This window comes from Nocardia sp. NPDC049149 (assembly GCF_043197455.1).
Lineage (GTDB): Bacteria > Actinomycetota > Actinomycetes > Mycobacteriales > Mycobacteriaceae > Nocardia.
In genome coordinates this window covers 82,791-96,643 of record NZ_JBICTD010000018.1, presented here as the reverse complement: position 1 = coordinate 96,643, position 13,853 = coordinate 82,791, and the positions used below count along the sequence as shown (strand labels likewise).

General features: G+C 62.7%; 14 protein-coding genes. 8 read left to right on the top strand and 6 right to left on the bottom strand.

Going from position 1 to position 13,853, the window contains the following annotated elements; genetic code table 11:
• Positions 1-286: 286 nt before the first annotated feature.
• Complete coding sequence (locus ACGFNJ_RS42495) at positions 287-2,314, top strand: WD40 repeat domain-containing serine/threonine protein kinase (RefSeq protein ID WP_393462051.1); 2,028 nt, start codon at positions 287-289, stop codon at positions 2,312-2,314.
• 327 nt (positions 2,315-2,641) lie between these two features.
• Here the strand turns inward: ACGFNJ_RS42495 and argS are convergent, their stop codons facing one another.
• Positions 2,642-3,205, bottom strand: a complete 564-nt coding sequence (gene argS, locus ACGFNJ_RS42490) for an arginine--tRNA ligase (RefSeq protein WP_393462114.1) — start codon at positions 3,203-3,205, stop codon at positions 2,642-2,644.
• Positions 3,206-4,061: 856 nt separating this feature from the next.
• Positions 4,062-5,051 (bottom strand): helix-turn-helix domain-containing protein, encoded by a 990-nt coding sequence (locus ACGFNJ_RS42485; RefSeq protein ID WP_393462049.1) that lies wholly within the window; start codon positions 5,049-5,051, stop codon positions 4,062-4,064.
• 917 nt (positions 5,052-5,968) lie between these two features.
• Here ACGFNJ_RS42485 and ACGFNJ_RS42480 point away from each other — a divergent pair.
• Positions 5,969-6,274, top strand: a complete 306-nt coding sequence (locus ACGFNJ_RS42480) for a hypothetical protein (protein WP_393462047.1) — start codon at positions 5,969-5,971, stop codon at positions 6,272-6,274.
• 395 nt (positions 6,275-6,669) lie between these two features.
• Positions 6,670-7,200 (top strand): hypothetical protein, encoded by a 531-nt coding sequence (locus ACGFNJ_RS42475; protein ID WP_393462046.1) that lies wholly within the window; start codon positions 6,670-6,672, stop codon positions 7,198-7,200.
• A 453-nt stretch (positions 7,201-7,653) separates the two neighbouring features.
• On the opposite strand, the gene ACGFNJ_RS42470 is transcribed toward ACGFNJ_RS42475, so the two are convergent.
• The gene (locus ACGFNJ_RS42470; protein ID WP_393462044.1) at positions 7,654-7,866 is read right to left on the bottom strand and encodes a hypothetical protein; all 213 of its coding nucleotides are present in this window, start codon (positions 7,864-7,866) and stop codon (positions 7,654-7,656) included.
• A gap of 133 nt (positions 7,867-7,999) precedes the next feature.
• Positions 8,000-8,617, bottom strand: coding sequence for a TetR family transcriptional regulator (locus ACGFNJ_RS42465; RefSeq protein ID WP_393462042.1), 618 nt, complete (start codon positions 8,615-8,617; stop codon positions 8,000-8,002).
• Between the two features lie 165 nt (positions 8,618-8,782).
• On the opposite strand from ACGFNJ_RS42465, the gene ACGFNJ_RS42460 reads away from it, so the two are divergent.
• Complete coding sequence (locus ACGFNJ_RS42460) at positions 8,783-9,991, top strand: hypothetical protein (RefSeq protein WP_393462040.1); 1,209 nt, start codon at positions 8,783-8,785, stop codon at positions 9,989-9,991.
• A 25-nt stretch (positions 9,992-10,016) separates the two neighbouring features.
• Here ACGFNJ_RS42460 and ACGFNJ_RS42455 read toward each other — a convergent pair whose 3' ends face one another.
• Complete coding sequence (locus ACGFNJ_RS42455) at positions 10,017-10,334, bottom strand: hypothetical protein (RefSeq protein WP_393462038.1); 318 nt, start codon at positions 10,332-10,334, stop codon at positions 10,017-10,019.
• Between the two features lie 281 nt (positions 10,335-10,615).
• Here ACGFNJ_RS42455 and ACGFNJ_RS42450 point away from each other — a divergent pair, with 281 nt between their 5' ends.
• Both ACGFNJ_RS42450 and ACGFNJ_RS42445 read left to right on the top strand, forming a co-directional pair.
• On the top strand, positions 10,616-11,296 hold the full coding sequence (locus tag ACGFNJ_RS42450) for a winged helix-turn-helix transcriptional regulator (RefSeq protein WP_393462036.1): 681 nt from the start codon (positions 10,616-10,618) through the stop codon (positions 11,294-11,296).
• 107 nt (positions 11,297-11,403) lie between these two features.
• Positions 11,404-12,282 (top strand): alpha/beta fold hydrolase, encoded by an 879-nt coding sequence (locus ACGFNJ_RS42445; RefSeq protein ID WP_393462034.1) that lies wholly within the window; start codon positions 11,404-11,406, stop codon positions 12,280-12,282.
• 19 nt (positions 12,283-12,301) lie between these two features.
• Here ACGFNJ_RS42445 and ACGFNJ_RS42440 read toward each other — a convergent pair whose 3' ends face one another.
• Positions 12,302-12,568 (bottom strand): hypothetical protein, encoded by a 267-nt coding sequence (locus tag ACGFNJ_RS42440; RefSeq protein WP_393462032.1) that lies wholly within the window; start codon positions 12,566-12,568, stop codon positions 12,302-12,304.
• Between the two features lie 19 nt (positions 12,569-12,587).
• Between ACGFNJ_RS42440 and ACGFNJ_RS42435 the strand changes: the two genes are divergently transcribed.
• Positions 12,588-13,271: a dihydrofolate reductase family protein gene (locus ACGFNJ_RS42435; protein ID WP_393462030.1), complete on the top strand. Its 684-nt coding sequence runs from the start codon at positions 12,588-12,590 to the stop codon at positions 13,269-13,271.
• Between the two features lie 110 nt (positions 13,272-13,381).
• Positions 13,382-13,807 (top strand): hypothetical protein, encoded by a 426-nt coding sequence (locus ACGFNJ_RS42430; protein WP_393462028.1) that lies wholly within the window; start codon positions 13,382-13,384, stop codon positions 13,805-13,807.
• Positions 13,808-13,853 lie beyond the last annotated feature (46 nt).

Genomic DNA, 13,853 nt, shown 5'->3' with positions numbered 1-13,853 from the left:
TTCTGAAGGGCATCTCAGCCCTGCGCTGAAAGGACCGCGAGCACGCGCTGACGGTGGGATCGACGGACACTCGCGCCGGAATTCCTTTCCCTATCTGCGGGAATGAGATCGATGACGGGCTCATGACGGCTTAATGACCCCCGAGCGGTCGAGTGCTGGTTCGCTGGAGAACGTGTTCCGCCGTCAGGCAAGGTTGAGTCGTTGATGGTGGGTCGTTGGGTTAGGTACTCCCGCGGACGGTACCGCGGGAGTACAGCGGTGCGTTTGAGACAGATCAGGAGTCGGTGTGCAGTTGCGGGTGGGAGCGGTTTTCGCGGGCTACACCATTGAACGGCTCCTCGGTGCGGGTGGTATGGGGTCGGTGTATCTCGCGTGGCATCCGCGGCTGGATCGTCGTGTCGCACTGAAGGTTCTCCACGATGGGTTCGCGGCCGATGCGAAGGCGCGCGCCGCGTTCGAGCGTGAGGCGGCGCTGGCCGCGCGGCTGGATCATCCCAACATCGTTGCGGTGTATGACCGCAGCGACCCCGGCGACCCGGCGCTGTGGCTAACGATGCGACACATCGAAGGTGGTGACGCGAACACGCTGTTGGCCGAGGCGCCCGAGGGGCTGGCCGCGGAGCGGGCGGTCTCGTTGATCGTCGACGCCGCGCACGCCCTGGACTTCGCGCATCGCAGCGGCGTGCTACACCGGGATGTGAAACCCGCCAACCTGCTCGTCGATCGCGACCCACGTGCCGGGGAACGCGCCGTGCTCACCGACTTCGGTATCGCCCGCACCCTCGATGACACGGTCACCCTGTCCAGCGTTGCCGCAACGCTCGCCTACGCAGCGCCGGAACGTTTCCTCAACGAGACCGCCGACCATCGTGCCGACATCTATTCCCTCGGTGCCACTTTCTACCAGCTACTCACCGGGCAGCCGCCGTTCCCCCGTGCTGACCACATCGCCGTCATGGCTGCCCACCTCCACGACAACGCTGCTGCATTGAGCAGCCTGCGCCCTGATCTGCCTGCCGGCATGGATGTGGTGATCGCGACCGCACTGGCCAAACGCCCCGCCGACCGCTACCCCACCTGCACAGACTTCGCCGACGCCGCGGCGCAGGCACTGTCGGTCGGGAGTACGAGCGGGTCGGGCAGATCTCGGCTGCGCACGCAGTCGCGCGTCGCTGTGCCGACACCCGATACCGGACCGGCCGCGGTCACCGCCGTGTCTGCTATGCCACCGGTGCCGAAACCGGCGACCGCGTCGCGTCGGGTCAGCCGCCGGCTGCTGATCGGTGCTGCTCTCGGGCTGCCGGTCGCCGCTGCCGGGGTTGCCGCCGGAACCGTCACGTTCCGATCCGGATCGGAACCAGCCCCGAACTCGGACAACGGAATCGCCACGTTCCGATCCGGATCAGAACCAGCCCCGAACTCGGACAACGGAATCGCCGTCCTCACCGGGCACACGAATCGCGTGAACTCGGTCGCGTTCAGCCCCGACGGGACACTGCTGGCTTCGAGCAGTGCCGACACGACGGTGCGACTATGGAATGTGCGCAGTCGCCAACTCGACGGAGCGCCGCTCACCGGCCACACCAATTCCGTTGCCTCAGTGGCGTTCAGCGCCGATGGATCCTCGCTGGTATCCGGTAGCTATGACACGGTGCGGTTCTGGAATGTGCGCAGTCGCCAACTCGACGGGCCGCCCCTCCCCAACGACCTCTACACAGATGAGGTGGCGTTCAGCCCAGACGGCACCCTGATCGCCCTCGGCTGCCACTGCTATTGGGTGCAGATATTGGATGCGCGAACCCGTGCACAGGTGCAGCTCTTCCACAACAACACCAACGTCAACTTGGGTGCGATCGCGTTCAGCTCGGACAGCGCGCTGCTGGCCGTTTCCGGCGTCGGCGACGACGATATGGTGCAGTTGTGGAACGTCCGTACCGGCCAACCCGACGGACAGCCCCTCAACCAGCGCCGCGCTCGGTCGATGGCGTTCAGTCCGGACGGCACACGACTGGCGATCAGCGACAACAATGCGGTGCAGCTAGTGGATGCCCGCACCCGTCAACCTGTCGGACCACCATTGACCGGCCACACCGACCATGTGCAAACGGTCGCGTTCAGCCCGAAGGGGACGCTACTGGCCTCCAGCGGTGACGACAGAACCGTCCGACTGTGGAACACGACCACCGGTCAACCTGTCGGCCAACCTCTCACTGGCCACACCGACAAGATTTGCTCAGTCGCATTCAGCCCGGACGGCACACTGCTGGCCACCGGCAGCGCCGACAACACCGTGCGGGTGTGGGCGACTCCGTAACCATCACATATTGCCGGGTAGGCCGGGCGCATTGCTGCGCCCGGCCCCCCTCAGAACCGGACGTGCACGATTTCCATGCATCCGGCTCAAGGCAAGCCCTTGGCGGGCTGATGTGGTGTCGGGCTGCCGTTGTCGGCAGCGTGTGTGGATGAGACGGAGTTCGGATTGGTTCGGTGCCCGGTCCCGTAAGGTGATGGCGTTGTTGGTGATTGCCTTGCGGGTCGCCGCCAGCCACTGTTCCCATTCGCCCGGGGTTTGTGGCGGGTGCTCGGCGTGCAGGAGTAGCTCGCCGCATCGTGTGCAGTGGCCGTGCTGGGCTTGGAGTAGCTACGCCGACCACGCCGCGATCGGGGCATCGGCGTTCTCGCCCAGCTCACGCTGATGCCATTTGGCTTCGGGGTGTTCGTCGATGTACTGGATGAGCATCCCGAATTGAGTTCCCCAGTCTCCCAGATGATTCTGCCTGATCACCTCAGCGCCCAGGAACGTCAGCACCCGAACCAAAGCGTCCCCGATGACAGTGGTCCGCAGATGGCCGACGTGCATCTGTTTGGCGATGTTGGGTGAGGAGTAGTCGATCACTATTCGTTGGCCGAGCAGGGGTCGTCCCACACCCAAGCGGGAACCGGTGCGGTCACGCAACTGGTTCCAGATCGGCGCATCGTTGAGATCGATATTGAGAAAACCCGGCCCGGACAAGGCGACCGACGCGACGAAGTCATCGACGATGCGTTCGCGGATCGCCGAGGCCACCTCGCCGGGCGGCTGTCGGAGTCGTTTGGCCAGCGAGAGTGCAACATTGGACTGGAAATCGGCGTGTTCCGAGCGTCGGATCAGCGGGTCATTGCCAGCGACCTCCGCGGGAAGCGCGGCTGACATTGCCTCCGTCACCGCAGCAGCGACCGCTGCTGCCAGCGGACGCACCGAATCCTGCACTCCAACGCCGCCTCAGGCTCGGCCTGGAGTTTCGACGCAGTCGGAATGAGGCGGTATGCAATCAGCTGACTCAGCTCTGCTGGATCACCCCCCGCGTGCAGGCCAGGAAAATCCCGCCGGTCTAATTTTCGACCTTGTCGGCGAAATGCTCGATATCGTTGCCTATACCTTCTATCCTGCTTGCAGCTGCCCTGCCATAACGCGGAAGTGAATCATTCTGCAACCGCGTCCTAAGCTGACGGAGCAGTTGAGCGGCAACGTCGTCCATCGGCCTCACTCTGACGCGGCTTCGTCGAGAAGCCCGGTTGACTGTCGAAGGAGATACCGTGAGCACAGACCGCATTGCTGTAGTCACACGAAGGCATCAGCGATGCATCATAGCCGCAATGTCGCTCGCTCGGAAAATGGCCCACTACCTTCACCGGTGGAGAGGTCTTCAGTTATAGACAGACTGAATCAGGTAGACCCACTACTACCTTCGCCAAGAAAACACAGTTACGCCTGGATGGATGGCCTGAAACAGCAGCGGTGCTGGATTCACTCCACATATGCAGAAGGTACTGCCGCGCAACTGTTAGCTGGTCCTGTCGTCAGCCGAGAATACCGGTGCGCGGGCATACTTTGCGCAAGCTTGAAAACGGAGTACCACCGCATTCTGGTCGACTCTGGATGGTGACGTCCGTCGCGTATTGCGCTGGGACGCCACAGCGGTGAATGGGCCGGAACGACGGTGATGCCCCGCAGCAGTGCAGTGCGGATCTCCTTACGCACCCAGTCGTCCGGGTCGGCGAGGTGTCGTTGCAATATTAGGTCAGTCGGACTGCGATCCGGATTCTGTCGAGTCCGGACGTTCGAGGGCGTCCTTTCGCCACTGGCTCGGTGTGATGCCGTAGGTGGCGCGGAAACGTCGGGTGAGATGGGAGGGATCGCGCAGGCCGTGGCTGTAGCCGATCGCCGCGATCGAGCGGTGCCTATTGCTGGCCAGCGCGAGGTCGCTGTGCACGCGCGCCAAGCGTTGGTCGATGATCCACTGCTCGAGGCTGAATCCAGCGCGGGCGAAGACCTTGTACATGTGGCGCACCGAAATGTTGTGGTCACGAGCTACTTCCGCCGGACTCAGATTGGGGTCACTGAGCCGACGCTGAACGTAGTCGCGAATCTGGGTCATCAGGATATCCTCGGGAAAGGATGTCCCGTCCTCGTTTCCGCGCGCAGCTGCCGACATCAAGAAAGTGCGCGTCAATTGAGCTAGCGAATCCCCTAGTTCTGGCGCAGCGAAATCGCGCTCGAGTTCATCTGCGGAGTTTGCCAGCAGGACAATGCTGTTGGCAGTCATGTCATACAGTGGACTGTGTTGGCATCCGCTGAGGGCGGCGCGAATCGTTTCGATCGGCAGATCTATTTTATCGGTTGGGACAATCAGGTTCGCTGACTCGCCGCCCCGCCAGTCTACTGAGTAGGGCAGATCGAGGTACATGACGAACAATCGACCCGCTGAGGCCTCGTATTGCGTGTCAGGATAGGTCAGGCGAGTAGTGCCCCTCGTCTGCACTATGACCAAGAGTCCCGGAGACGACGAACTCCGGATCTGTTTCGGCGTGCGGGTGACGCCGAGTCCGGAATTCGACGACCGCTGCAGGCCGACCTGCCCGAACTGCCAGCGGTGGTAACGCGCGTGGACCACTCCGCCCGAACGTTGAACCACCACGTGCGACGGCGCGGTAGACTCCTGCACAGCGGTCGCTACCACATCGACCCGGTCCCGCGGATCATATCGGTCGGTGTCCAAGATCAGCGCCAAACCGTCCTCCACCTACCCACTCGGGTTCAACCGTGCACGGTCGGCCAATGAGCGTGCACTGACAACCAATTATCGGTTGCCCTGGCGTCGTATGGTTCAAATCCGGGGAACTACCGGAGTAGCTGCGCTACCACGGCAGCCAACCGCGCACTGAGAACCACCTCGCACGGTGTTCTGGTGACGGTGTCTGCTGCACACCCCGCCAATGATGCCGTCGATGTGGAGCAGGCACCGGTCCGCGCGGTGGTCGATCAGTGAAAATCGTTGCACCAGCGCGAGTCTTACCCGCCTGCGGGAATTTTGGACAGTGCCGGGGGTGCCTCTTTAGTGACTCCGAAGCGTGGCGACCGGTCTGCGTCTTTCCAACAAGATCATGCAACTCACCGGAGCATTGCCCAGCGCACCCTTGCATCCACGCTGACGATCCGCGCCGCATCCCTCCGAGGATGTCTGCTACACGCCTCGACGTGTAGCAGACACCCGATACCAGAACACCGTGCCGTGGTTGTTCTCGACTAGGCAGATCACCGAGGAGGGGGGTCGATGATCCGCCCGAGCTGGAACACTACGTTGCATTCTGGTCCGCCAATTGATTGTCGGTGCACGAAGATTGAACGACAGTGCACGCCGTGCCGCTGAACAACGTACAGACTGGTACGCCAATTGCTTTGGATACCAACCAGTTCGGCCACACGGCGACTATCGATCGCACGTCCCACTCGAACGCATCCGGCCGTAACCTGACTCGGATAGCCGGGAAGGCCGCGTCGACCGCCCTCGATGTCGCCGCCCTCCGGAATACATCCGATCACCGTGCCGCGCCTCGGGCAGAAAGCACGGGAAATCGCCGAAAGCTCCACGGCAACGGCGCCGACCCGAGAGTGTGGTTCGGCGATACCGAAGTGGCGATCACCGCGATGAACATCGCGATACAGCTCGGCCACGCCGATGACGCGATACGACTCGCCGCTGAGGTGGAGCTACCGGAGGACGCCTCAGCCGACTTGCAAGCCCTCTACTACCTGACCACCGCCTACGCGTACAGCCTGCGCGGAGCAGACTTCGCCGCCGTCTTCGCGCTGCAACAAGCCGAGCGCGCCTGCCCCGAAGGCATCCGGTACGACTCGATGGCCCACCAGACCCTGCAACGCCTGGCCCGCCGCAACCATCACCTGATCAGGCGAGACTTGGCGCGGCTGCTGAAGGCTTCCGGACTGGACTAGCTACGCAGTCGAGTCTTCGTGTGGGACAACGATGTTCACAAAGGCCGCACATCCGATGGCGGTATCACAGAAGACGCAGTCGGCCGACACGCCTGCGGAGATGCGGTGCCGCTGGGAGCTGGTGGCGTGGTTGGAGAATGTGTCATCCGGAACCATCCGCGCTCGCCCCGGCAACGAAGATCACATCGACACCTCTCGTCGACGCAAGATCGCGTCCTGCTGTCGAAGGGGACTGCTTACCGGCGTGCACTGACGGCCGATCGGAACACGAGCGTCCCCATGTTTCGGTCCGCCGAGAGGTAGCGAGAACAGCGACACTCGTGAGCGCCGGCTTCGGAGGTGTTCGGCAATCGGCGGGTGTCCCGGCTCTGACGACACAGGACAGGAGTTCATCGATGCATTGCCTCAGACCCGCGCTCGGCGCCGCACTGCTGGTGCTTGCCGCGGTGAGCGTACCGGCACTCGCACCGCAACCCGCCAACGCAGATTTTCCGAAGGTCCCCTTCAGCATACGATCCGAGAAATTCAACGACCGGTGCTGGACAATCGTGCCGCTGGAAGACCACCCTGAAGAACCCAACATTTTACAGCAGAAGTGCGACATGTACAACAGTGCACAGCGGCTCCGATACGAACCGGCCAGCAAACATATCGTCAACGACAAGACCGGCGACTGCATAGGAGTCACCTCGACCATTGGCGCGTTTCTGAGCGCGGGCGAATGCTCCAAGTTCCGCTGGAAGCCCGGCAGTCTGCAATGGACATTCGACCAGCAGGGGCGGCTTTCCGTCGGTCCTTTTGATCGTCAAGGCTTTATTTCGTGCGCGGACGCCGGGATAGCCGACCTGCAGGGTCGGCTGTGGGTCCCTGCCGTGGTTTGCCGGGATAAGGCCAGTCAGAAGTGGCGGGCCGACACCAACATCTGACGCTGACATACGCCCGAGGGTCTGCATCGGAACATGTGGCGCTTCAACTGGATTGGGGTAGTACGTGACTCCAGGATCCCCCGGGAGTCTTTATACGCACTGCCCCCGTTCAGGATCGAAATGTGTTCCTGGTGGGCAATTGCGCTCGTAGCGTGCGTACGGGTTACGCACGACATGAACTTGGTGGTGTCGCCGGCCGGATGTGGGTAGTCGCCGTCCTCCTTGCCCGACCAGTCGTACCAGTCGACCAAGCGATCCTCATCAGGCATGACAGGCGTCCCTTCGCGGTGCTGGCGTGCGGCTTCTTCATCAGAGCACGCAAACGACTTCAGCGTCCGCGTTATACGCGAATTACCCTCTCCCAGTTACGTTTACACTCGATGGACGACACGACAGGTAGCCGATGCCGTTCGACCAGGTAGCCAACCACCGCGCGTCGGACACTCGGCAGGGTTATGCGGCCTCGTGGTACAGGTGCTCGAACACTCCCCCGCTCAAGGTCACACCGGTGAGCCTGGCTTCGGCGATCCTCAGCAGATCCAGTGCTACCGATCGATCCGGTGACACGGTGCGATGCACATGATAGAGCCAGCCCGAGGCCCGCAGTAGCTCGACAACCGCCTTGTCGAAATCGGAAATGGCATTTGCCAGATCGAGATTGTTCACGAGAGCCCTTACGCCGTACAGAACAATGGACGCTACTCCCCCGCGAGACGGAATTCGAGAACGAGAGGTGGGATATCACTCACACCACCTCGGGTAGCGCGCCAGATATTTCGCCCGTTCGGCACGTTCACGTTCAGAGGGCCGGGAGCTCACCACACAAGCGCCGATAGGCGGCAAGCAGGGACCGAGTGCCGGAAGCGCCTGTGGGCACACCCGTTTCGTTCCACTCGGTGAAGGCGGCGAACAGGACCGTGCCGGCGACGGCGAGCATGAATCGCACCCGCGAGCGTTCCGCGGCGGGAATGGTTTCGAGCAGTCCGTCGGTGCGCTCGTTCGCCCTGGCCGTTGCCGCCCCCATCAGCTGCGGCGAGGACATGAGGATCTTGTACATGGACGCCGTCGCCTCGACGTCCGCGCTGTCGTCCATATTTGCCAGCACACTGCCGAATGCCTCTTCGATATCGCGCAACCGCACTTCGTGAGGAGCCTTCCGAGTGAACAGCTCGTCGATGGCGTCGTCGAACCCCCACCGGTCGTGCACGAGCGCGCGATCCCTGGTGGCGAAGTATCGGAAGAACGTGCGCGCGGACACCCCGGCGCGCGCGGCGATGTCATCGACGGTCACCTGGTCCGTGCCACGCTCAGCAGCCAATGTCACTGCGGCCGTGTGAATCTCGAGCTCGGTCTGCCGTCGCCGGCGCGCCCGCAGATCCGGACTTCGGCGCTCCACTGAAGCATCTGTGTTCTGCATCACTCCACCCTAACAAAGTGACAGAAATTACCTACATGGCAGATATAGACAACATGGCAGAGTCTGACACAGACGGTTAGCCTAAGGGTAGCCGACCTCCCCTATCAGTGCCGCTGGGGGTTGGTTTCAGGCTTCTCTACCCCGTGCAGTCGAAGGAGCCGAGTCATGACGTCACCACAACTGTTGGTTCGCACGCTCGCACCGAGCGAGGTGTTCTATTTCCGGTCCGGGGTCTACATCGGATATGCCACGCAGGTCCGCGGCACACTCGACTCGGCGGCACTGGCGCAAGCATTCGAAATCCTGCGCAAGACCTATCCGATCCTGTCCGCCCGACTGGTGCTCGACCCCACGAACCAGCCGTCCATCGAGGCGGCCCCAGGACTACCTGCCGCGATCGATGAAGTGGCGGGCCCTATCGATGACCCGCTGTTCGGACTACCTGAGCTGAAAGGCCATGCCGCAGCGATACATACGGTGCACGGAAACGGCGACACCGCCGTGGTCACATTGCTGACCCATCACTCCATCGCCGATGGCCACCACTCGCTGTACCTGCTATCCGAACTGTGGAAGCTCTATACCGCCTGCGCCGCCTACACCGCGACCGCGCCGCAGCGTCATGACTTCCCCTATTCGCTCGAGCAGCTACTCGATCAGCGCGGCATCGACGCCGTTCCCCTCACCGACCTATCGGACCTGGACGCGTTCGCAGCCTTCCCCGGCGTCGACAATCCGCCGCACCCGCCCGAACGCGTTCGCATTCGACTGTCTGCCGCAGACACCGTGGCCCTCCTCGCGACCGGGCGTAGCCATGAGACCACGATCAACGGGCTGGTCTCCGCCGCACTGCTGGCGGCCACCGCACAAAGCCGCGGCATCGACATCGACACCCTCCACTACACCTACCCGGTCGATCTGCGGACCAGACTCACCCCGCGGATCGGCTACCCGGAGGGGACCAACGTGCTGGGAATCGCCCACTTCGTCGCCGACCCGCACAGCGACGACGACCTCCTCGCGCTGGCCCGGAGTGTCACCAGCACGCTGCGCGAGGGACTCGCCACCGGTGAATTGTTCACCGGGAGTGACCAGTTCATGAGCAGCGCCGACGAACTACTCACCAGCGCCGAAGGCCTGTCGAGAATAGTGGTGTCGACGAATTGGGGCGTCATTCCCCGGTTCGCCACCCCCGCCGACCTCACCATCGAAGACTTCCTCCCCGCCATGCCGAACACGCTGATGTCACCGCTGGCGGCACACGTCATCACAACCTACGACGGCCAGCTCACCATTGATACCGCAGATTCCGCCCCCGACGAGAGCAGACTCCTCGCCGACCACCTCCACAATTTGGCGCGGCTCGCCCAGTAAGGCACCGCGTGATCGGGTAGCGACTTCATGGCTCCAGTTCGAGGCACAGGCCGACCTGGTGGCCGCCTGCTCTGGTCTGAACAGGTGCGGGCATGCTCGAGCCATCTGTGCCCAGCGGAACCGGCGTGGTGGACAGCATCGAATACGCCTGGGCGAGCTGGTACAGCGCCTCAGATGCCTTGCCGTGCTTGGCGTCACCGATCGCACGGGCCTCCAGAGCGATGGCTTCGAGCAGAGCGGTGCGGGCGTCGAGCGCAGCGGGGACTTCCCGCACCCGGACCACGGCAGGGGACAGATCGGATTCGGCAGCGGGTTCGATGGGTGTCACGTCTTGAATTTCCACAGTGCTCCTTCGAACGGAAGAGTCTGTCCAAGGCTAGCGTTGCGAACATCCAATGAAACGCGAAAACGTCTTACCGGCACGATAGTTGCCCGTGATGGGATGTTGCGCGGCGTACGCCTCACGTCGATGCAGTTCGTCTCTCGGGCCGTAACCCGTTGTGCCGCATAGTCGGCCGACCCTGGCCACGGCCATGAGGGCGGCGGCTGTGCGTCGCCCAGTTGCTGCTCCTACATTAGGAGTGGTCACTGCGAAAGCGCAAGCGTTCCTACTCGGATGATCCGATGCTTGGCTATGACGACCCGTGTGGCATCGCCCGAGCGCTGGGCCTCATCGGGGAGCGCTGGGCACTGTTGGTGGTACGTGAACTACTCCTCGGTCCGAAACGGTTCAGCGACCTGCGCCGCGGACTGCCAGGCATCAGCGAAAACGTTCTGTCCCAACGCCTGCGCGAGTTGGAACACGCGAACCTCGTGCGCAGGCGCAGGTTCGCGCCGAGCAGCACCTCAGCCTACGAACTGACCGACCGCGGTCGCGAACTCGAGCCCGTGCTGATGGCACTGCGTCGATGGGGCGAGGATGCTCCCCTCAGCGACACCACCAGTCCGGATCTCGGCGTCGACGCCCTGATCCTCGCCTTGACAGGCAAGTTCACCGTCAACGATGCGCCCCTTCCCGACGCCGTCGTCCAGCTACGCCTCGACGATGACCATTTCCGGCTGACGATCAAGAACAGGCAACTCCTGGCCAAACGCGCCGAGGTCGACGGCGCCGACATCACTATCACCACGACCGCTACCACCATGCAGTCACTCGTGTTCGCCGAACGCACAGTCGCCGACGCCGAACGGTCAGGCGACGTGACCATCACCGGCGACCGCGACACCGCCGAGCACCTGCTGCATTCTTTCCAAGACAGTAGGAAAAGCATGTCCGGCACCAAGCACGACGGAGTCGTCATGTGATCCGACAAGGTCCGACCCAAGGATGATTTTCGAGCCGCATGGACCGATTGTCGCGATTGTTTGCCGTGCCACAAGATGTCAATACGCCTGATAGGAGGGCAGGCATCATGTTCGACGGCTTCACTGAGTTCGACCTCACTGTTACCGGTACCACCATCCATGGACGCTGCGGCGGCGAAGGGCCTCCCGTCCTGCTGCTGCGCGGGATTCCGGAAACGCATCTGATGTGGCACCGGGTGGCTCCCGTGCTCGCGCAACACCACACCGTTGTCGCGACCGATCTTCGCGGCTTCGGTGACAGTGGAACTCCGGCGAGTACCGAAGACCACGCACCTTACGCTATGCGCGCCATCGCGCTCGACCAGGTCGAGGTGATGGCAGCACTTGGATTCACCAGTTTCGCCGTCGTGGGCCATGACCGGGGTGCGCGGTGCGCCTATCGGATGGCGCTCGATCATCCCGATGCGGTCACCCGTCTCGCCGTACTCGACATCGTCCCCACCCTCGACGCGTTCGAGAACGCCGACATGGAGTTCAGCCTCGGATACTGGGTCTGGTCGTTCCTGGCTGCGCCGGCACCGATCCCGGAAACGCTCCTCCGCAATGCTCCCGCGATGATCGTCAACCATATGCTCGACTCATGGTCGGCGCACCCCGAAGCCTTCTCCGAAAGCATTCGGGCAGAGTACATTTCGAAGTTCTCGAACCCCGCGACCGTGCATGCGATCTGCGAGGAATACCGCGCGGCCGCGACGCTGGATTGCCAGAACGACCACACCGATCGCGGGAACAATCCGATCCGGTGCCCGGTACTCGCGCTCTGGGATCGTGAAGGCGCAGTAGCCAGCTGGTACGACAGCCCGCTCGACATCTGGCGACGATGGGAGTCTGATGTTGACGGAATGGCGATCGAGGGAGGTCACTTCCTCCCCGAAGAGAATCCCCGCGAGGTAAGTGCCCAGCTACAACGATTCCTCGCGCCCTGAGCGAAAGGGCCGATCACGGCTACCGCACGGTCCTCGGCGAGGAACCCCAGCGCCAGATCTGCAGCAGTTTCTGCACCGACTCGAAATCTCCGACGACACCGGCCATAGCAGCACGATGATCGAGGCGTATCGCTCTCGCACCGCCGCGATACCGGGATTTTCCGATGGATTGCGAAAACGAGACCAGTTCATCGGTGACAACGTGGTCGGCGCAGCCCGACGGTGTAAGGACGGTCAGTATTGCATAGGTATTGATGACGTAGATATTGATGACATACCTATGCATATCTGGACACTCTCAGGCCATGCTCTCCAGTCGAAATATTCCAACGCCTGCCGATGGATTCGCCGCGAAAACGCGCTACCATGCCGATGTGAACTTGGGTATTGTTACTGCGAATCTGGCAATTTCTCTCGACGGTTATACCGCCGGTCCTCAGCAAGACGCCGAACATCCGTTCGGCGTTGGCGCAGACGCATTGACGGCGTGGATGTTCGAAACTGAGCAGCCAGGTCGGGAACGAGACGGACAGCTGCTGACCGACCTACATGCCGGCACCGGCGCGCACATCATGGGTCGCAACATGTTCGGCCCCGGTCGCGGCGAATGGGATCTGACATGGAACGGATGGTGGGGCCCCGAACCGCCCTACCATGCACCGGTATTCGTGCTCACGCACTACCAGCGCGCGCCCGTGACCATGGAGGGCGGCACCACATTCACCTTCGTCGACGACGGCATCGAGTCTGCGCTGAAGCAAGCACGTGAAGCCGCTGGCGGCAAGGATGTCGAGATCGCCGGTGGAGCTGGCGCCGTTCGGCAGTATCTTGCCGCCGGACTACTCGACGAACTGGTCCTGCACCTTGTACCGACGGTACTCGGTGCTGGAGAAAGACTCTTCGACGGCGTGGACGGCCTCGCGCTCGAGCCAGTAGAAGTTATCGCGTCCCCGACCGTCACCCACTTGCGGTACCGCCGACGCAGCTGACAGCACGACACAACTCTGAACCGGATGAAGAACCGCCCGGAACAACCTATCCGGGCGGTTCTCCAACGAACACAATTGGTCCAGGCGGCGCAAACAGCATCGTCGAACGTGTGCAGCAGCACCGCCTCATCATCTTCACCACTCTCGCATCGGGCCACCCGTTTATGCCGATCCGGCCATTCCCCTCCACCCTGCTCGCTCCGCACGATCGACGCGACATAACCGAACCGAAAAGCACTCCGATACGCAAAGTCGTCCTCTACGAACTGATGTCCCTCGACGGGTTCGCCGATGACCCCGGTCGAAGCGACTGGATGGGCGGCGCCGACGAACGCCTCGTCGACAACCTCGGCCGCGTCATCGCAGACCAGGACACCGTCATGCTCGGTCGCCGCACTTTCGATGCCTGGTCGGTGGACTGGCCGGAGTCGACGATGCAACCGTTTGCCGACATGACTGAATGCCCGCTGCCACCCGGCCTTCTGGCTGTCCGCTCGGCCATGGACGCTTCCATCAGACCGGTCGCGAGAGCCTGACCTGACTCAGGCCGGTTGTGCCCTCGCGGTCCTCAATTCGCGGTGC